The sequence below is a fragment of the Glycomyces endophyticus genome (assembly GCF_039531525.1).
Lineage (GTDB): Bacteria > Actinomycetota > Actinomycetes > Mycobacteriales > Micromonosporaceae > Glycomyces > Glycomyces endophyticus.
The window spans coordinates 13363-31731 of record NZ_BAAAQF010000024.1 but is presented as its reverse complement, the minus strand read 5'-3'; the positions used below and the strand labels follow the sequence as shown (position 1 = coordinate 31731).

At 73.9% G+C, this 18369-nt stretch carries 19 protein-coding genes; 9 read left to right on the top strand and 10 right to left on the bottom strand.

The window, feature by feature from the left end:
• Window positions 1–113: 113 nt before the first annotated feature.
• The gene (locus ABD419_RS22425; RefSeq protein ID WP_344491477.1) at window positions 114–1340 is read left to right on the top strand and encodes a LacI family DNA-binding transcriptional regulator; all 1227 of its coding nucleotides are present in this window, start codon (window positions 114–116) and stop codon (window positions 1338–1340) included.
• Here the strand turns inward: ABD419_RS22425 and ABD419_RS22420 are convergent.
• From ABD419_RS22420 to ABD419_RS22410, 3 genes are all read right to left on the bottom strand, one after another.
• Window positions 1324–2106 (bottom strand): SigB/SigF/SigG family RNA polymerase sigma factor, encoded by a 783-nt coding sequence (locus ABD419_RS22420; protein WP_344491474.1) that lies wholly within the window; start codon window positions 2104–2106, stop codon window positions 1324–1326. The genes ABD419_RS22425 and ABD419_RS22420 overlap by 17 nt on opposite strands.
• 91 nt (window positions 2107–2197) lie before the next feature.
• Window positions 2198–2818, bottom strand: coding sequence for a response regulator (locus ABD419_RS22415; protein WP_344491471.1), 621 nt, complete (start codon window positions 2816–2818; stop codon window positions 2198–2200).
• On the bottom strand, window positions 2818–3972 hold the full coding sequence (locus ABD419_RS22410; protein ID WP_344491468.1) for a sensor histidine kinase: 1155 nt from the start codon (window positions 3970–3972) through the stop codon (window positions 2818–2820). Before ABD419_RS22410 ends, ABD419_RS22415 begins: the two co-directional genes overlap by 1 nt.
• 212 nt (window positions 3973–4184) lie before the next feature.
• Between ABD419_RS22410 and ABD419_RS22405 the strand changes: the two genes are divergently transcribed.
• Window positions 4185–4757: a GlcG/HbpS family heme-binding protein gene (locus ABD419_RS22405; RefSeq protein ID WP_344491465.1), complete on the top strand. Its 573-nt coding sequence runs from the start codon at window positions 4185–4187 to the stop codon at window positions 4755–4757.
• A 140-nt stretch (window positions 4758–4897) separates the two neighbouring features.
• Entirely contained in the window at window positions 4898–5503 is a 606-nt protein-coding gene (locus tag ABD419_RS22400; protein ID WP_425556167.1) for an ankyrin repeat domain-containing protein, read from the top strand.
• Here ABD419_RS22400 and ABD419_RS22395 read toward each other — a convergent pair.
• From ABD419_RS22395 to ABD419_RS22380, 4 genes are all read right to left on the bottom strand, one after another.
• Entirely contained in the window at window positions 5496–6113 is a 618-nt protein-coding gene (locus ABD419_RS22395; protein WP_425556166.1) for a CatB-related O-acetyltransferase, read from the bottom strand. The two genes, ABD419_RS22400 and ABD419_RS22395, sit on opposite strands and share 8 nt — an antisense overlap.
• Window positions 6114–6223: 110 nt before the next feature.
• Window positions 6224–6763, bottom strand: a complete 540-nt coding sequence (locus tag ABD419_RS22390) for a hypothetical protein (RefSeq protein ID WP_344491459.1) — start codon at window positions 6761–6763, stop codon at window positions 6224–6226.
• Between the two features lie 94 nt (window positions 6764–6857).
• Window positions 6858–7472, bottom strand: a complete 615-nt coding sequence (locus ABD419_RS22385) for a hypothetical protein (protein ID WP_344491456.1) — start codon at window positions 7470–7472, stop codon at window positions 6858–6860.
• 121 nt (window positions 7473–7593) lie between these two features.
• A complete protein-coding gene (locus ABD419_RS22380; protein WP_344491453.1) occupies window positions 7594–9654 on the bottom strand; it encodes a cellulase family glycosylhydrolase in 2061 nt (686 codons plus the stop codon).
• A 126-nt stretch (window positions 9655–9780) separates the two neighbouring features.
• Here ABD419_RS22380 and ABD419_RS22375 point away from each other — a divergent pair, with 126 nt between their 5' ends.
• The gene (locus tag ABD419_RS22375) at window positions 9781–10365 is read left to right on the top strand and encodes a TetR/AcrR family transcriptional regulator (protein ID WP_344491450.1); all 585 of its coding nucleotides are present in this window, start codon (window positions 9781–9783) and stop codon (window positions 10363–10365) included.
• Window positions 10366–10371: 6 nt separating this feature from the next.
• On the opposite strand, the gene ABD419_RS22370 is transcribed toward ABD419_RS22375, so the two are convergent.
• Window positions 10372–10812 (bottom strand): YybH family protein, encoded by a 441-nt coding sequence (locus ABD419_RS22370; RefSeq protein ID WP_344491447.1) that lies wholly within the window; start codon window positions 10810–10812, stop codon window positions 10372–10374.
• 222 nt (window positions 10813–11034) lie between these two features.
• On the opposite strand from ABD419_RS22370, the gene ABD419_RS22365 reads away from it, so the two are divergent.
• Together ABD419_RS22365 and ABD419_RS22360 are read left to right on the top strand one after the other, a co-directional pair.
• Window positions 11035–11550, top strand: a complete 516-nt coding sequence (locus ABD419_RS22365; RefSeq protein WP_344491444.1) for a SigE family RNA polymerase sigma factor — start codon at window positions 11035–11037, stop codon at window positions 11548–11550.
• An 18-nt stretch (window positions 11551–11568) separates the two neighbouring features.
• Entirely contained in the window at window positions 11569–13080 is a 1512-nt protein-coding gene (locus ABD419_RS22360) for a hypothetical protein (protein WP_344491441.1), read from the top strand.
• A 92-nt stretch (window positions 13081–13172) separates the two neighbouring features.
• Here ABD419_RS22360 and ABD419_RS22355 read toward each other — a convergent pair whose 3' ends face one another.
• Complete coding sequence (locus ABD419_RS22355; protein ID WP_344491439.1) at window positions 13173–14288, bottom strand: PQQ-dependent sugar dehydrogenase; 1116 nt, start codon at window positions 14286–14288, stop codon at window positions 13173–13175.
• Between the two features lie 205 nt (window positions 14289–14493).
• Window positions 14494–14652: a hypothetical protein gene (locus ABD419_RS22350; RefSeq protein WP_344491437.1), complete on the bottom strand. Its 159-nt coding sequence runs from the start codon at window positions 14650–14652 to the stop codon at window positions 14494–14496.
• Between the two features lie 465 nt (window positions 14653–15117).
• Between ABD419_RS22350 and ABD419_RS22345 the strand changes: the two genes are divergently transcribed.
• From ABD419_RS22345 to ABD419_RS22335, 3 genes are read left to right on the top strand one after another with little or no spacing between them, the layout of a single operon-like run.
• Window positions 15118–16560: a serine hydrolase domain-containing protein gene (locus tag ABD419_RS22345; protein WP_344491435.1), complete on the top strand. Its 1443-nt coding sequence runs from the start codon at window positions 15118–15120 to the stop codon at window positions 16558–16560.
• A gap of 2 nt (window positions 16561–16562) precedes the next feature.
• Entirely contained in the window at window positions 16563–17711 is a 1149-nt protein-coding gene (locus ABD419_RS22340) for a sensor histidine kinase (RefSeq protein ID WP_344491566.1), read from the top strand.
• Complete coding sequence (locus tag ABD419_RS22335) at window positions 17708–18364, top strand: response regulator (protein ID WP_344491432.1); 657 nt, start codon at window positions 17708–17710, stop codon at window positions 18362–18364. Before ABD419_RS22340 ends, ABD419_RS22335 begins: the two co-directional genes overlap by 4 nt.
• Window positions 18365–18369: the final 5 nt, after the last annotated feature.

The window sequence follows — 18369 nt, the reverse complement described above, 5'->3', positions numbered from 1 at the left end:
CTGTGAGAGAAGCCTAGAAGTGGCATCGATGCACGTCAATACGAGTGCTCGCGCGAATGTTTTCCGACCGTGGAGCCGCGCGCGTTCGCGGCAAGCGCTGCTACGGTCGCTCCATGGCCACCGGCGCGGGTCCGCGGCGCTCCCGCGGCGAGATCGAGAGGCTCCCCAGCGGATCGCTGCGGGTGCGGGTCTACGACGGGCTCGATCCGCTCACGCGCCGGCGCCGGTACCTCGTGGAGACCGTCGCGGCCGGTCCGGGCGCCGAGGACGAGGCCGAGCGGGTGCGGACCGGGCTCCTCGCGCGGGCCGAGGAGCGGCGGGACTCCGTTGCGGACGAGCGGCCGCTCACGGTGGCGGCCGTGGCGCGACTGGCCGGGGTCTCCGCGCCCACGGTCTCGAAGGTCCTCAACGGACGCGCGGGCGTCGCCCCCGAGACCCGGCGCCGCATCGAGCGCCTGCTGCGCGAGCAGGGCTACCGGCGCCCCGAGAAGGCCGCGCGGGCCGCGAGCCTCGAAGTGCTGTTCTACGGCCTCCAAGCGCACGTCGGCGTCGACCTCATGCGGGGCGTCAAGCGCGTCGCCGCCGGGCAGGGGCTCGCCGTCGCGTTCACCGACGCGCTGCAGGAGGAGGCCGCGGGCCGCGACTGGGCCCGGGAGATCCTGAACCGGCGCCCGGCCGGGGTCGTGGTGGCGCACATGGGGTTCACGCCCGAGCAGCACGCGCTCCTCGCCGCGAGCGGCATCCCGCTCGTGGCCGTCGACCCGCCGGGCGAGCCGATCCATCCCGTCCCCGCCGTGGCCGCCGCGAACCGCCAGGGCGGCGCCGACGCCGCCCGGCACCTGCTCGGCCTCGGCCACCGCCGCATCGGCGTCGTCACGGGGCCGCTGGAGCGCTTGTGCTCACGCGACCGGTTCGACGGCGCCCGCGCCGCCCTCGCGGCCGCGGGCGCGGCGCTCGACGAGCGGCTCGTGCGCACCGGGATGTGGTTCTCGTACGAGGAGGGGCTCGCGCACGGGCGGGACCTGCTGCGCCTGGCCGACCCGCCCACGGCCGTCCTGTGCGGCAACGACCTCCAGGCCCTGGGCGTCTACGAGGCCGCCCGGCAGGCCGGCGTCCGCATCCCCGGGGACTTGAGCGTCGTCGGCTTCGACGACATCTCCTACGCGCGCTGGTGCGGGCCGCCCCTGACCACCGTCCGGCAGCCGTTCGCCGAACTCGGCGCGACCGCCGCGGACCTGGTCCTCGCGCTCGCCGCGGGCGAGGCGGTCGCGCCCGCGCGCGTCGAGTTGCCCGCCCACCTGACGGTGCGCGCCAGCACCGCGCCTATCGCGGCGCGGTGAGCAGCCGTTCGCGCAGCTCCTCCAGCGTGCCCTTGAGCAGCCGGGACACGTGCATCTGCGAGATGCCGATCGCCTCGCCGATCTGCGCCTGGGTCCGCTCCTCGAAGAACCGGAGCGCAAGGATGCGCTGCTCGCGCGCGGGCAGGTCCTGGATGAGCGGCAGCAGCGCCTCGTGGTTCTCCACCAGCTCCAGCGCGAGGTCCTCGGCGCCGATCGTCTCGCACAGCGGCGCGCGCTCGTCACGGAACGCGGGCTCGTCGAGCGACACCGACCGGAACGCCTGGCTGGCCTCCAGGCCCTCCTCCACCTCGGCCTCGGTGAGCTCGAGGCGCTCGGCGAGGTCGGCGCACGTGGCCGGGCGGCCCAGCTCCTGCGCGAGGTCGGCGCTCGCCTGGTTGATCGCCAGGCGCAGCTCCTGGAGGCGGCGGGGCACGCGCATCGGCCAGGCCGTGTCGCGGAAGCAGCGGCGCACCTCGCCCATCATGGTCGGCACCGCGTACGAGAGGAAGTCGCTGCCCAGGGCCGGGTCGAAGCGGTCGACGGCGTGGATGAGCCCGACCGACGCGACCTGGAGCAGGTCCTCCTTGACGATGCCCTTGCCGGAGTACCGCTGGGCGATGTGCTCGGCGAGCGGCAGGTGCCCGGTGATCAGCCGCTCGCGGACCTCCGCCCGGCGCGGGTCGTCCTCGCACAGGTCCGCCAGTTCGAGGAACAGGGGCGCCAGCGCCTTGTAGTCGTCGCGTTCGGTCCGGTGCCGTGCGGTCATGCGAATCCACCCGCCGTGGTCGGTCGTTCACCGAGCGTATATCAGGCGCCGGGCGGTGTCCGGGACTCGCGGCGATGCCCGGTTCGTCCCCTCAGCGCCGGATGAGGCCCTGCCTGACGGCGGCGGCGACGGCCGCGGTGCGGGAGTCGACGCCGAGTTTCGCGAAGAGGTGCACGAGGTGCGTCTTCACGGTCGCCTCCGTGATGAACAGCCGCTGGGCGATCTGCCGGTTGCCCAGGCCCTCGGCCAGGAGCGCCGCGATCTCGGACTCGCGGGCGGTGAGCGCGGGGCGGCCGGACCGGGCCTGGTCCAAGACGCGCGCGGCGACCTTCGGGGAGAGCGAGGACTCGCCGCGGTCGGCGGCGCGGATCGCGGCGAACAGCTCCTCGGGCGGGCACGCCTTGAGCAGGTACCCGGTGGCGCCGGCCGCGACGGCGCGGTGCACGTCGGCGTCGGACTCGTAGGTGGTGAGGACGAGGACGCGGGGCGGGTCGTCCAGGGCGGCGACCTCCTCGGCGACGGCGAACCCGTCGGGGCCGGCGCCGAGCTGGAGGTCCATGAGGACGACGTCGGGGCGCGAGCCGCGGATGCCGCGCAGGGCCGCGGCCGCGTCGCCGGCCTCGCCCACGACCTCCATGTCGGGCTCGCCGTCGACGAGCGCGGCCAGGCCCGCGCGGACCACGGGGTGGTCGTCCACCAGGAACAGACGCATCAGGACTCCTCGCCGATCGGGACGGACGCGGCGAGGGCGGTGCCCTCGCCGGGGCGGGACTCGACCGCGAGGCTGCCGCCGACGCGGGCGAGGCGGTCGCGCATGCCGGGGAGGCCGAACCCGCGGCCGCGGCCGGGGCCGGTCGCGGCGGGGTCGAAGCCGCGGCCGTCGTCGCGGACGTCGAGGCTGACCGCGTCGCCGAGATGGGAGAGGGTGACGACCGCTTCGGCCGCGCCCGCGTGCTCGACCGCGTTCGCCAGCGCCGCCTCGGCGACGCGCAGGAGCACCGCGGCGGCGGCCTCGCCGGTCCCGGCGGGCTCGCCGACCTCGCGGAAGACGGTGCGCAGGCCGGTGCGGCGCCCGGTGTCGGCGCACAGGTCCCGGAGGGCGTCGGCGAGGCTGCGGCCGTCGAGGCGGGCCGGGCTCAGGTCGTGCACGAAGCGGCGGGCCTCGGCGAGGTTCTCGTCGGCGACCGCGGCGGCCTGGGCGGCGAGCGTCCGGGAGCGGTCGGTGCCCCAGGACCGGTCGGCGGCCTGGAGGAGCATGCTGATGCTGGAGAGCCCCTGGGCGAGCGTGTCGTGGATCTCGCGGGCGAGGCGGCCGCGCTCCTCGAGGGCGCCGGCGCGCAGCTGCGAGGCGGCGAGGGAGTCGCGGGCGGCGACGAGGTCGTCGATGAGGCGCTGGCGCTGCGCGATCTCGTGCTGGAGGACCCAGAACACGGCGGTGATCATGGCGGCGATGCCGATCGGGGCGAGGACCAGGCTCGGGTCGGGGACGTCGGCGATGCGCAGCTGCCCGGCGATGACGGCGGCCGTCAGCAGCGCGGCCGAGGCGAGGACCGCCGGGGTCGGGAGCAGCCGCAGGCACAGGAAGTAGAGCGGCACGGCGCACCACGCGAACGAGGGCGCGAGCAAGACCAGCGCGACGGTGACGCCGAGGACGAGGCCGAGCCACACCGGGCGGGCCGCGCCGAGGCGCCGCCACAGGACGACTCCGGCGCCGTAGAGGACGGCGAGGAGCGCGGCGACCGACAGCGCGGCGACGGTGAGCCGGTCGGTGAGCTCGTGCCGGGCGGCGACGCGCGCGGCGGAGGCGGCCAGCAGCAGGAAGAACCCCGCGTGCATCGCCCCGTTGAGCCAGGACCGCTCCCCCACCTGCGCCTCCGTTCCCGGGGCCAGCGTAGGCCCGCGCGTGCGCGCCCGAGGGCGCTTCGGACCACCAATCGTGCCCGGCGCGGGCGCGGGGCGCATCGATCGAAGGGTGGAGACCGGTTCAGTCCGGTGTGCGATGGCAAGGCCCGCGGCCGGGCGGAGTGTTGTCGGCGTGCACCGGCGAGCGCGCCGGTCCGGAACCTGAAGGAGTACTGATGAACGCGATCGATCTTCGCAAGCGCCTCGCCCTGGGGGCCGTCGCCGGGCTCGCCGTCGTCGGCGCCGTCGTGGGCGCGGGCGCCTACGCCGCACCGGAGACGGAGGCGGAGCCGATCGACGCGGTGGCCGTCGCCGAGGTCCAGGAGGAGGGGGTGCGCGGCGCGAACGCCCTCACCCACGAGGCCGCGCTCGCGGTCCTCGACGCCGCGCAGGACAAGGCCGCCGAGCTCGGCGAGCGCGTGACGGTCGCGGTCGTCGACCGGAACGGGAACACGATCGCCCTGGTGAAGGGCGACGGCGCGGGGCCGCAGAGCCCCGACTCGGCCGAGGCCAAGGCGTACACGGCGGTGTCGTGGGGCCAGGCGACGAGCGACCTGGCCGGTGCGGCCGAGGGCGAGGGGGCCACGGTCGCCGACATCCCGGGGACGCTGTTCCTCGCGGGCGGCGTGCCGGTGGTCTACGACGGCGCCCCGATCGCGGGCGTCGGCGTCGGCGGCGCCCCCAGCGGCGACATCGACGAGGAGATCGCCCTGGCCGGCCTCGCCGCGCTCGCGGACCTGGAGGGCTAGTGCGGGCGCGCGAGGGGATCGGGCGCCGGGCGGCGCTGGCGGCCGGGGTCGGCCTGCTCGCCGCCTGCGCCCCGGTCCCCGAGCCGCGCGGGCACCGCGTCCCGGCAGAGGCCGGGCGCGCGCCGCTGCCGGGGCCGCGCCTGGTCGAGGCGTGGAACCGGGACCTGCTGGCGGCGGCCGGCGCCGGGGACGCCGCGGCGGTCGTCCGGCTGCTGGGCCTGGGCGCCTCGGTGGAGGCCAGGGACGGCGAGGGGCGCGGTCCGCTCATGCTCGCGGCGCTGGCCGACCGGGTCGAGGCGGCCCGGGTCCTGGTGGAGCGGGGCGCGGACCCGGACGCGCGGGACGGCCTCGGGGACACGCCGTGGGTGACGTGCGGCGTGACCGGGTCGGTCGCGATGATGACGGCGATCCTCCCGGCCGGGCCCGACCTGGCGGTCCCGAACCGGCGCGGCGGCAGCCCGCTGCATCCGGCCGCCGAGCGCGGCCACGCGGACTACGTGCGGGAGGTGCTGGCGGCCACGGACATCGAGTCCGTGATCGACCGCGTCAATTACAACGGGTGGACGGCGCTGCTGGAGGCGGTGGCGCTCGGCGACGGCGGTGCGCCGCACCGGGAGATCGTCGCGGCGCTCCTGGACGCGGGCGCGGACGCCGCGGTGCGGGACCGGAACGGGCGCACGGCGCTCGAGCACGCGCGGTCGCGCGGCCACCGGGAGATCGCGGACCTGCTGGACGGCGTCAGCTGAGGCCTTCGGCCTTCGCGATCGCGGCGATGTCGGCGGGGGTGCCGGACATGACGGTGCGGCCGTGCGCGGTGACGAGCTCGACGGGCCAGTCCCACCAGGCGGCCTGGAGGAGCAGCTCGATCTCGTCGTTGCCGAAGCGCTTGCGGATGGGTTTGGCGGGGTTGCCGCCGACGATCGTGTACGGCGGCACGTCGGCGGTGACGACGGCGCCGCTGGCGATGATCGCGCCGTCGCCGATGGTCACGCCGGGCATGACGGTGGCCCGGTAGCCGAACCAGACGTCGTTGCCGACGGTGGTGTCGCCGCGGCTCGCGACGTTCATGACGATGTCGAGGGTGGACTCGGCCCAGTCGCCGCCGAAGATCGCGAAGGGGAAGGTCGAGACGCCGACCATCGGGTGGTCGGCCCCGGCCATGATGAACGTCGTCCCCGTGGCGAGCGCGCAGTACCGGCCGATCCGCAGTCGCTCGGGACCGTAGGAGTAGAGGACGTTGCGGGTCTCGAACTCGGTGGCGGCGTCGGGGTCGTCGTAGTACGTGTACTCGCCGATCTCGATCTTCTCGGATTCGACGAGCGGCTTGAGGAAGACCACGCGCGGCTGTCCGGGCATCGGGTGCAGGACGGTGGGGTCGGGGATCACGGCGGGCCCTTTCGCTCCGGGGTGTGCGGATGGGGCCCCAACCTACCGCGGCGGGCGCGCCCGCTCACCCCGTTTTCGGCTCAGGTGCGCTCGGCCGGGTCGGGCTCCTCGCAGCCGTTGCTCCACTCCGCGTCGGTGTCGGCGGGTGCGCCGCCGAAGTAGAGGGGGCCGGCGAACGCCCATGCGGCGTCGTCGAACTCGGGGAAGTCGCCGAAGACGCCGAAGCGCGTGTAGTGGCCGTCGGCGACGTCGCACAGGACGAGGGTGACGGTGTAGGCGTCGCCGTCGCATCCGGTCTCGCAGAACATGCCGTCGATGCGGCCCGCGGCGGTGGCGGCGTCGGCGCCCCAGGAGTTCCATTCGAGGTCGCGGGCGGAGGAGAACTCGCTGAGTATGAGTTCGCTGGGCGTGCGGTGGCTGACCATCGTGCCGTCGTCGCTTTCGAGGGTCTCCGGGTTGAGGACTGCGACGTCGCCGGGCTCGCTCGCGGCGGCGCTCTCGGGCGCGTGCTCGGCCGCGGTCTCGGGGGGAGCGGCGGGCCCGGCCGGCTCGGGGGCGGGCGTGCACGCGGCCGCCGCGGCGAGGAGCGCGAGCGGCAGGAGGACGGGGGCGGTGCGCATAGGCGCCAAGGGTATTCGATACGGCCGCTGCCCGGGGTCCGCGGCCACGCGGACCCCGGGTGCAAGCGGGGAGGTCCCGGTGCGGGACCGGGTGCTAGATGACCTGTCCGGTCTGGGACTGGAAGGAGTCGCCCTCGGGGGTGGCCTCGGTGGCGACCGAGTCGAGGAAGCCGTCGCCGTCGGTGTCGATCAGGGTGGCGTCGACGACGCCGTCGGCGTCGGAGTCGACCTGGATCTCGTCGACGAGGCCGTCGCTGTCGTAGTCGGTGGCGACGACGTCGACGAGGCCGTCGGCGTTGGTGTCGGTGGAGACCTGGTTGACGTAGCCGTCGCCGTCGGAGTCGTAGGACACCTGGTCGACGAGGCCGTCGCCGTCGGTGTCGGACTCGAAGGTGTCGGCCTGGCCGTCGCCGTCGGTGTCGTAGACGGCGGTCTCGAAGGAGCCGTCGCCGTCGAGGTCGACCAGGATCTCGTCGGAGAGCCCGTCGCCGTCGACGTCGTAGGCGACGCCGTCGGCCTGGCCGTCGCCGTCGGAGTCGACGTAGGTCACGCCGTCGGCGGTGATGGTGTCGTCGGCGTAGCCGTCGCCGTCGAGGTCGAAGACCTCTTCGACCGTGACGCCGGGGAGGCCGGTCGTGTGGTCGTCCTCCACGGTGGGGTCCTCGGCGGTGTCGGCCTCGTCGTAGGTGGTGTCGTCGTACTCGCTCATGGTCCTGCTCCTCCGCTTGAAGTGGCTCGCCTGCGCTTGCCTGTGAAGACCAATCTACGAGGATCGGCGGTCCCCAGAATCCCCAGAGTGTGCCAACCGCCCCAGTCCCGGCGGGGTGCGGTCAGGCGGTGCCGGTGACGGTGCCGCCGGATTCGGTGATCGTGTAGGAAGCCGTTGCGCCGCTGTAGAAGTGGAAGGTGAGGGTGACGGGCTGCCCGTCGGTGACGGCGGCGAGGAACTCGGGCGTGAGCACGAGGGTCCCCGCGGCGTAGTCGGGCCGGAAGTTCGACCAGAACTCCTGGTAGGAGGTCCAGGTCGCGGTGCCGGCGTTGGTGCCGTCGGCGTACTTCGCCTCCATGGTGGCGAGGGTGTCGCCCTTGAACTGCGTGGGGATGGCGAACGAGGCCGAGGGGCCGGTGGCGCTGGACAGGACCGGCGCGTCGGCGGTGACGACCTTGACGCGCCAGGGCACGCCGGCCGAGAAGCGGGCCTCGACGGTGGCGTTGACGCCGTATGCGCGGTTCCCGGCCAGGCGCGTGAGCGCGGCGGCGGTGAAGGTGAGCGTGTCGCCGGAGACGGTGTAGTCGGCGCCTTCGGCGAGCCTCGTGCCCCCGTGCCACAGGCCTTGGAACTCGAGGCCGTTGCGGTGCAGGGTGAGCGACTTCGCGGTGATCGCGCCGGTGCTCGGCAGGTACACCGAGTCGAAGGAGGCCGTGCCCGAGCGCGTGGTCACGCCCGAGGCGAAGTACTCGTACATGTGCTGGTCTCGCCAGTGCAGGGTGGCGCGGTTCAGGAACTGGCCGGCGTCCCAGAGCATCGTGGTGACGCCCTTGTCGCGGGCGTGGAACCCGACGGCCTCGAAGAACTTGAGGAGTTCGCCGCTCTGGTGCACGCCGGGCCGGTTGTGGTCGTAGTTGAGGACGGCCCACTCCCCCATGATCACCGGTACGCCCGCGTCGACGAACGTGTCGTGGACGCGCTGGAAGGTGCCGACGAGGTCGGCCTCGACCTCGGCGTCGTAGGAGGTGAACCCGGCGATGTTGACGCTGAAGGGCCAGAAGCCGTAGAAGTGGATCGTCGCGGCGACCATCGGGTCGTCGAGGCCGTCGATCGTGGCCTTGAGGGCGTCGAGGCGCGGCTGGTCGGCGTTGGTGACGAGGGTGGGGAGGACGAGCAGCCGGTCGTCGTTGCCGCCGCCGGAGCCGCGCACGATCTCGTGGAAGACCAGGTTGAGCTCCTCGGTGAGGGCGTCGCCCGCGGCGCCCTCGGCACCGGTGAACTGGGGCTCGTTGACGCTCTCGAAGGCGAGCTCGGCCGGGTGGTCCTTGAAGCGGTCGGCGATCTGCGTCCACAGCGCCTCGTACTTGGCGAGGACGGCGTCGTGGTCGGTGCCGAGCTCGTTGAGCCACATCCAGGAGTCGTGGTGGACGTTGAGGAGGACCTGGAGGTCCTGTTCGAGCGCCCAGTCCACGACCTGCTCGACGCGGTCCATACGGGCCGGGTCGACGGCGTACCCGGGGCCGGGGCCCATGTACTCCTCCCAGGTGACGGGGAGGCGGATCGAGTTGAAGCCCTGCGACTTCACGTGCGCGAGCAGCTCCTCGGTGATGAGCGGGTTGCCCCAGGCGGTCTCGCCGCCGAGCGCGTCGAGGGTGTTGCCGACGTTCCAGCCCGGCTGCATCGCGGCGACCTGGTCCATGGCGGACTCGCCGCCGGTCGGGGGCGGCGTGGTCGGCGTGGTGGTGGGCTCGCCGACGGTGCCGTCGCAGGTGCGGCCGTTGAGTCGGAACGCGAAGGGGTCGCGGTTGACGCCGGCCCAGGTCCCGTTGAAGCCGAACGAGACCGAGCCGCCGGTGGCGATGGCCTTGTTGTAGCTCAGATGCTCGGCGTTGACGCGGTCGCCGGTGGCGGTGAAGGCGGCGTTCCAGCCGTGCGCGACGCGCTGGGCCTCGGGCCAGTCCCATTCGACGTCCCAGCCGTCGATCGGGTCGCCGAGGTTGTGAACCGTGACGTTCGCGGTGAAGCCGCCGGGCCACTGGTGCTGGACGTGGTAGTCGACCTCGCAGCCTTGGGCCGCCTGGGCGCCGGCGGCGCCCGTGAGGCCGGCCGCGAGCGTCGCGAGGACGGCCGCCGCGACGGCGACCAGGCGCAGGCGCGCGCTTCGGAGGGATAGCGGGTGCACGTGGCTCTCCTTGCCGGATGGGGGTTCTCGGGTCACACGGACTCTCCCATCGACGATACTAAATATGGCAGTCGAGTGTCAATTAGGGCTCGGAGCGGCGCGGGCGGTGCTGGCTAGAATGCGCGGGTGCCCCCTGAAGCCGAACGCGCCCTGCGCGCCGATGCCGCACGCAATGTGAAGCGGCTCTTGGACGCCGCGCGCGCCGTCTTCGCCGAACAGGGGCCGGACGCGCCCCTGGAGGCGATCGCCGAGCGGGCCGGCGTCGGCACCAGGACCCTCTACCGCCACTTCCCGCACAAGGAGGCGCTGGTCCGGACGGCGCTGCGCCAGACCGTCACCGAGCGCCTCCCGCCGATCCTCTACCGCATCCCCGACTTCGACCCCCGCTCGGCGATCCTGGTCGTCATGGAGGCGGTCCTCGCCATCGTCGAGCGCGAGCGGAGCGTCCTCGCGGCCGCGGCCAACCCGGCGGCGCTCACCGCGGAGATCATCGAGCCGGCGCTGGGGCCGCTCGCCGAGCTCACCGTGCGAGCCCAGGCCGCGGGCACGATCCGCGGCGACGTGACCGGCGACGACGTCGCCCGCGTCCTGGGCCTGCTCACCAACGTCCTGTGGGTCGTGCCCGAGGGGGACGACGGCTGGCGGCGCTACCTCGTGCTCGTCTTCGACGCGTTCGGCCCGGGGGCGGCGACACCGCTGCCGCCGCCCTGACCGGTGTCACGGCCGCAGGTCGGTGACGCCCATGCCGGTCGGGATGTCGAACGGCACGGAGACCTGGTCGTGGACGATCAGCCACGACCCGCCGGTCCGCCGGAGGCAGAACGTGGCCCGCACCCACATGCCCGGTGCCGTCGCGCCGTTCCGCAGGGTGCCGCTGAGGCGACCGAACCCGTACCCGAAGGCCACGGTCCCGTCAACGGCGACGCGCACGTCCCGCAGCTCGTAGTCGATCTCGGCGAAGACCGCGAACACGCGCTCCCAGTTCTGCAGCTTCGCGTCCACGCCGACGTGCTGGAGCGGCGGCTCGACGTCGAAGGAGACGACGTCCTCGGCGTAGATCGCCCGCAGCGCCGCGAGGTCCTTGGCGCGCAGCGCCTCGATGATCCCGGCGAGCCGGTCCCTGACGGCGGCCTCGTCTGCGTCGTGCTGCTCGGTCATGGTTCCCGTTCCTTCCGTTCGGTGTCGCGGCTTCGCCTCCTTGACGGAGCAGCCGGCGGAGATGTGACGCCGCGGAGCGGATCGTGACCGGTCTGACTCCGGCGCACCGCGAACCGGGCAACCCGCCTCCGGGCCGCCCACCTATGAACGGTGTCGGACGCCGCCGCATCCACACCGAGACGGCGGCGCACGACCCCCGACCCGTCACCTGAAAGAGGCCCAGTGAAGAGCAAGGAGCAGCAAGAGGCCGAGTTCCGGTCGTTCGCGCTGGCCCAGCGCGACAACCTCAGACGGCAGGCGTACCTGCTGTCCGGGGACTGGTACGAGGCCGACGACATCGTGCAGAAGGCGCTGACGAAGGCGTTCGCGGTGTGGAGGCGCGTGGACCCGGACGGCGCGCCCGCATACGTGCGCCGCATCGTCGTCAACGTCTACCTCTCGCACCGGCGCCTGGCGTGGGTGCGCCGCGAGCGCGCCTCCGGCGACGAGATGCCGACGACTCTGGTCGAGCACCCCCAGGAGGGGGTCGACCAGCGCATGGCGGTCGTCGCGGCGCTCGACAGGCTGCCGCCGCGGCAGCGCGCCTCCCTGGTGCTCCGGTACTGGGAGGACCTGTCCGTGGAGGACACGGCCGAGGCCATGGGGTGCTCGCCGGGCACCGTGAAGAGCCAGTGCGCCAAGGGCTTGAGCAAGATGCGCGGGATCCTCGCCGAATCCGCTTCACCGGTCCGGGCATAGCTGAAGGAGATGACGCACATGCAACCGCACGACGACACCGGGACGATGTTCCGGCAGGCCCGACCCGACACGACGCCGACGGAGGCGCCGCTCGACCTCGACACGATCATGCGCGGCGGCTACCGCGCCCGCCGCCGGCACCGCGCCGTGATCGGCGCCGCCGCGACCTCGGGGGCGGCGGTCCTGGCGGCCGTCATCGCGCTCTCGGCCGGGGTGTTCGACCCGGCGGCGGAGTCCGCGCCCCCGCACGAGTACCCGGCGGGTGCGGGGTTCGACTTCGACCCGGCCACCGCCGCGTACCCGCGGAACTCGTGGGCCGACGAGTGGGACGACGTCCCCGGCGCCCTCGACGCCGCGGCCGAGGCCGCGTTCGGCGACCTCGTGGTGAACGGCGGCTTCGTCGACGCGCGAGACCTGGCCGGCGAGCGCCCGTCCGACGGCCAGATCCAGGCCGCCATGGACGAGTTCGGCATCGGCTACGAGGAGGCCCTGTCCGAACTGGGCCACCTCAACCAGCCGCTCCAGTTCTCGAGGCGGGACTGGCCCGCGGCCGGGGGCCAAGTGTACCTGCGCGGGTACGTCGCCGACGAAGGCGACGACCGGCCCGAGGAGCAGGCGTTCGAGATCGCGGCTGTCCAGCCCGGCGGTTGGACCGCCGAGCCCGGGCCGACCGGTGACGTCGCCTTCCCGCAGCACCTCATCTCGGACGAGGCGTCCTGGACGGACGACGCGCCCGCGTTCACGAGCGAGGCGCTCGACGACGGCCGCACGCTGATGGTCGCCGACCACGGCTGCGCGCTGGAGGCGGCGGTGGTGTACCCGAACGGGTCGGCGCTGCGGTCCTCATGGGACCTCGACTGCGAGGGCCAGGGCCATGAGATGAGCGTGGAGGACCTGACCGCGGCGATGCTCGCGATGCCGCAGTTCACCTACGACACCGGCGAACTCGCCCCGGCGGACGACCTGCTCGAGATCCCTCCGGCGCCCGAGTGGGACGAGGACTGGGAGACCGCCGCCGAGGCGGACATGCAGGCCAGCGTCGACGCGGCGCTCGACGTGATCGACACCGCGCACCCGGGCGCCGAACTCGCCGACGCGGGCGCGTCGCAGAACCCCGACACCGGCCTCCGCATGTACATCGGCTCCCTGTACCTGCCGTACCCCTATGCCGACGGGTACGACGTGTCGGCGACGGTCACGTACCACCTGCCCGGCGGGTGGCTCCCGGGGCTGCCGCCCGAGGGGGAGAGCCCGGAGCCGTACCTGGTGAGCTGCGGCGGACCCGGTGACGACAAGGACGACACCTGCGAGGAGACGGAGGTCGACGGGCGCACGGTCGCGACCCGCGACTTCGGCATCGTCGAGTCGCACTCCTACTGGGTCCTCGTGTACGACCCCGCGGGCTGGGCCGTCGAGTTCAGCCTCAACTACGAGGGCGAGATCGAAGGGCTCGCCCTGGACGACCTGGTCGCGCTCACGGCGTCGCTGCCGGCGCCGGTGTACGACCCGGCGGAGTACGGGCAGGACTAGGACGTGTCGCGGGTCCGGGCGCGAGTCGCCCGGGCCCGCTCGCCGTCACGGTGCGGGCCGGCGGATCAGGCGTGTGCACGCCTGGAGCGGCGTCAGCCGAGGGTGACGGCGATGATGCGGTCGTCGTCCCCAGCGGGCTCGCCGCGGCCGTCGGTGTTGCTGGTGGTGAACCACAGGGTGCCGTCGGGCGCGGCGGTGACGGCGCGGATGCGGCCGTACTCCCCCGGGTAGTGCTCGGTGGCGCTGCCGGGATCGGCGACCGGGACGGCGCGCAGGACCTCGCCGCGGAGGTTGGCGACGAAGACCGTGCCCTCGACGATCGCGATGCCGCTGGGGCTGGCCTCGCCGGGGTTCCACTGCTGCACGGGGTCGATGAAGCCGCTCGCCCCGGCGATCCCCTCGACCTCGGGCCAGCCGTAGTTGCCGCCGGGTTCGACGACGTTGAGCTCGTCCCAGGTGTTCTGGCCGAACTCGGCGGCGAACATGGCGCCGTCGGCGGTCCAGGCGAGGCCCTGCGGGTTGCGGTGGCCGTAGCTGTAGACGAGGGAGTCGGGGAACGGGTTGTCGGCGGGCACGGCGCCGTCGAGGGTCATGCGGAGGATCTTGCCGCCGAGGCTGTCGAGGTCCTGGGCGTCGTCGGGGTTCCCGGCGTCGCCGGTGGCGGCGTAGAGCATCCCGTCGGGGCCGATGCCGAGGCGGCCGCCGTCGTGGTTGGAGGCGGCGGGGATGCCGTCGAGGAGGGTCTCCCCCGCGCCGAGCGCGAGGGTGCCGGGCTCGCCGGCGAGGGCGTACCGCTCGATGCGGTTGCCGTCGGGGCCGGTGGAGTAGGCGTAGAGGCGGCCCTGCTCGTCGACCGCGAGGCCGAGGAGGCCGGACTCGCCGTTGTGCACGACGTCGTCGACGGTGCCGATGAGGCGGGTCGAGCCGTCGGGCAGCAGCTCCAGGACGTCGCCGTCGTCGCGTTCGCTGATGAGCGCGGTCTCGCCGAGGAAGGCCACGGACCACGGCGTGTCGAGGCCGGAGGCGACGACCCGGGGCTCACCGGTCGGCAGGACGGCCGCGGGCGCGGCCGGGGCGGTCGCCGAGGGGGACGGCGCCGGCGCCGTGGTCGGCGACCGGGTCGGCTGCGGTTCGGGTTCGGCGGTGCCGCAGGCGGTCAACGCGAGGCCGAGCGCCAGCGCGAGCGGCGGGAGGGTCCGGAGCGTCATGCGGTTCTCCTCGTCGGTAGTGCGGCGCTTCAGGATCGCATCGCGGCGCCGGAGCGGCGCGCCCAGGTGGCGGAGACGGGTCCGGGCGCCGATGGCGGCGGGTGCCGTCATCGGCGCCCGGGACGCCGTTCGTGCTGTTGAGCTGGGTCGGTTCGCGATGGCCTGGTGATGCGGTCGGAAGGACCGGGTGCGGTGGAGGCGGGCCTTACGGGGTCCGCTCCACTGGGGCGCCGGACTCGGCCGCGGCCGCGTCGGCGAGGCCGGCGCCGACGCCGGCGGCCGCGAGTGCCACGGCTGCGGCGGCGAGGATGCGGCGCCGGTAGGGGTGGCGCATCTTGAACGCGTGCTCGGGACGTTTGGACATGATGGTGGGTTCCCTCGTCGATGGCTCGCCCGGGTGCCGGTTCCGGTGGGGACGGTGCTCGGGCGTTGCGTGATCGGAACGGGCGCTTCGCGGCCCGAAGTGCGATTGAGGATCGGCCGGACGGCGCGGGGTGCGCGTCCGGCTAGCGCATCAGAGGTCGACAGAGGGCGCTCGCGGCGCGCATCTGATCGATTTCGCGCCGCCGGGTGAGTGTCGCGGCGGTTCGCATGGCTCCGACTGTACCAGGAACCCTATTCCTGCGGTAGGGATTCTTGGATGGTGGGACGATTGCGGACATCCGACGCAAGTCCTCCCAGTCGGGCGATCAGGTGCACGACGGAGCGTGGTGTGACGGTGCCGCGATACCTGACTTTCGTCAGGGGTGGTTCCGGACTTTCGAGGGAGGTCGGGGCCCGGCTCCGGAAATACCGTTCTGGAGGTACCCACCCAGAACGGAGCCATCCAGTGAATCCCAAGGTCCCCAAGCTGTTCGGTGCGGCGCTCGCGGTCGCGGCGGCGGTCGCGCTGCCCGCCTCCCCCGCCCGGGCCGCGGCCGACCCCTCTCCCGAGGCGTACGACGCCTACCTCACCGAACTCGTCGACGCGTCCGGCGTGCCGGGCCTGTCCGCGGTCGTCACGCACGGCGGCGAGACGGTCTTCGCGGCCGGGTACGGCACCGACTCCCACGGCGACCCGGTCACCGAGCACACCCCGATGCGTGTCGCCTCGGTCTCGAAGTCCTTCACCGCCATGGCCGTCATGATCCTGGTCGAGGAGGGCGCGATCGCGCTCGACGGCACCGTGGCCGAGCAGCTCCCCGAGTTCGCGATGGCCGACCCCCGCGCCGAGGACGTGACGGTCCGCCAGCTCCTCGACCAGACCTCCGGGTTCGCCGACACCACCGTCGACGCGATCGAGCTCGAGGAGGCGACCTCGCTGGAGGACTACGTGTCCCGCCTCGGCGACGACTCGCTCGCCGCCGACCCCGGCACGGACTGGGCCTACTGCAACGCGAACCTCAACGTCGCGGCGCGACTGGTCGAGGTCGCCTCCGGACAGTCCTTCGCGGACTTCATGCGCGACCGCGTGTTCACGCCGCTCGGCATGGGCGACAGCGCCACTCGCGACGAGGACGTCGAGCCGGGGCTCGGCTACAACTCGCTGTTCGGCGTGTGGATCCCTCGCGAGGAGGCCGCCGGGTTCCTCGACGACTCCGGCAGCGGCGGCATCATCACCAGCGCCGCCGACATGGGACGGTGGCTCGTCACCCAGAACGGCGAGGGCACGCAACTGGTCGGCGCCGAGAGCCTGGCGGCCATGCACGAGCCGTCCGCGGTCCAGGACTACGGCATGGGCTGGAGCGTCGAGTCGGACGGGACCCTCGCGCACTCGGGGAACCTCATGACCTACAACGCGGTCCAGTGGATCGACCCCGAGACCGGCTCCGGCGTCGCCGTGCTGACCACCGGCGCCGGACTCACCGACGTCACCTGGGCCGCCATGGAGGGCCTGACCGCGATCGCCGCGGGCGAGGAGCCGGCCGCGCCCGGACACGACCGGCAGGTCATCGAACTGGTCCTCGGCGCGGTCTCGCTGGCGGCGCTCGCGCTCGGCGTGCTCGGCGTGGCCCGCTCGCGCCGCTGGGCCGAGCGGCGGGCCGGACGGCGGGCGTGGCGGATCGCCCTGCGCATGGTGCCGGTGCTGCTCCCGTCGGTCGCCTTGGCGGCCTACCCGGCCGGGGTCTCGTTCATCTCCGGCGGGCGCACGATCCCGTGGCACCAGATGTTCTACTTCGCGCTGCCGCTCACGGTGACGCTCATGGTCGCGGCCGCGGCGGGTCTCGCGGTGGCGGTCGCCAGGCTGGTGCGGCTGCGGTCGGCGATGCGGTCGGTAGGCTCGGCGGCGTGATCATGGGGGCGGTACTCGCGGCGATCGCGCTGACGGCGGCGGTCAACGGACTGGACACGGAGGCGCTGCCGATGTGGCGGCAGCTGCTGTTCCCGGCGCTGGCCGTGCTCGCGTACCTGCACGGCCGCCACTGGGCCGGCCGCTACGGGGCGCACGTGCTGCTGGCCTCGGCGCTGGTCCCCGCGGGCATCGCCTTCGTCAGCGTCAACGAGGCCGTGAGCTCTTTCCTGGTGCTGGGTGTGTTCGTGATGCTGCCGTGGTTCGCGGGCCGGTACCGGCGCCAGCAGGTCGAGCTGTACCTGGCGGAGAAGGAGCGGGCAGCGCGGCTCGAACGCGAGCGCGAGCTGGTCGCACAGCGCGTCCAGGCGCAGGAGCGGGCCCGGATCGCCGCCGACCTGCACGACTCGGTCGGCCACGACCTGGCGCTCATCGCCCTGCGGGCCGGCGCGCTGGAACTCGCGCCGGGCCTGCCGGAGGCGAACCGGGAGGCCGCGGCCGCGCTGCGCGCCAACGCGGTCGAGGCCACCGACCGGCTCCGGCAGGCTTTGGGCCTGCTCCGCGACGAGGCGGCCCCGGTCGCCCCGTTCGACGAACCGGTCCGCGACCTCGTGGACCGCGCGGCCGCGGCCGGGCTCGACGTGCGACTCGAAGCCGAGACCGCGCCGACCGGCGCGGTCGTGGACCGGGCCGTGTACCGGATCGTGCAGGAGGCGCTGACGAACGCCGCCAAGCACGCGCCGGGATGCGCGGTGGCGGTCCGGGTCGAGCGGGCGGGCGAGACGGTGCAGGTGGCGGTGGTGAACGAAGCGAGCGCGGTTGAACAAGCGGGATCCGGGACCGCCCTGCCGGAATCGAGTGCCGGGACGGCGACAGCGCGGTCGTGGACCGGGCTGCCGGACTCGGCGGGATCGGGCACCGGAATGCCGGCGCCCGCGCGGTCGAGCCCCAGGCTGCCGGACTCGGCGGAGTCGGGGCCCGCGATGCTGGCGCAGGCGGGGTCGGGGACCACGCTGCACGGGCAGGCGGGGTCGGGAACCGGCCTGGCGGGGCTGGCCGAGCGGGTGCGGTTGCTCGGCGGCACGTTCAGTGCGGGGCCGCGGGACGGCGGGTTCGCCGTGGAGGCCGAGATGCCGTTGCGAGGAGACGCATGATCAGGGTGCTGCTGGCCGACGACGAGGTCATGATCCGGGCCGGGGTCGCCGCGATCCTGGCGACCGATCCGGGGATCGAGGTGGTGGCCGAGGCGCCCGACGGGGTCGAGGCGGTCGCGCTCGCGCAGGCGCACCGGCCCGATGTAGCGCTGCTCGACATCCGGATGCCGCGGCTCGACGGGCTGGCGGCAGCGGCCGAGATCCGGCGCACGGTGCCGGCGACCGCGGTGTCGATGCTGACGACCTTCGACGAGGACGAGTACGTGATGCGCGCGCTCGCCGAGGGCGCCAGCGGCTTCATGCTCAAGGCCGCCGACCCGCGCGAGCTCGTCTTCGGCGTCCGCGCCGTCGCCGACGGCGCGGCCTACCTCTCGCCTCGGATCGCCCACCGGGTGATCGCGAAGATGGGCGCGGCGGGCCTGACCCGCCGCACGCCCGGCCTCGACCGGATCGCGGCCCTGACCCCGCGCGAGCAGGAGGTCCTCGGCCTGCTCGGCGAAGGCCTGTCGAACCACGAGATCGCCTCGCGCCTGTTCCTGACCGAGGGCACGGTCAAGGGCTACGTCAGCGCGATCCTCACCAGGCTCGACCTCCAGAACCGCGTCCAGGCCGCGATCCTGGCCTACGAAGCGGGCCTGGTGCACCGGAGCTGAGGCTC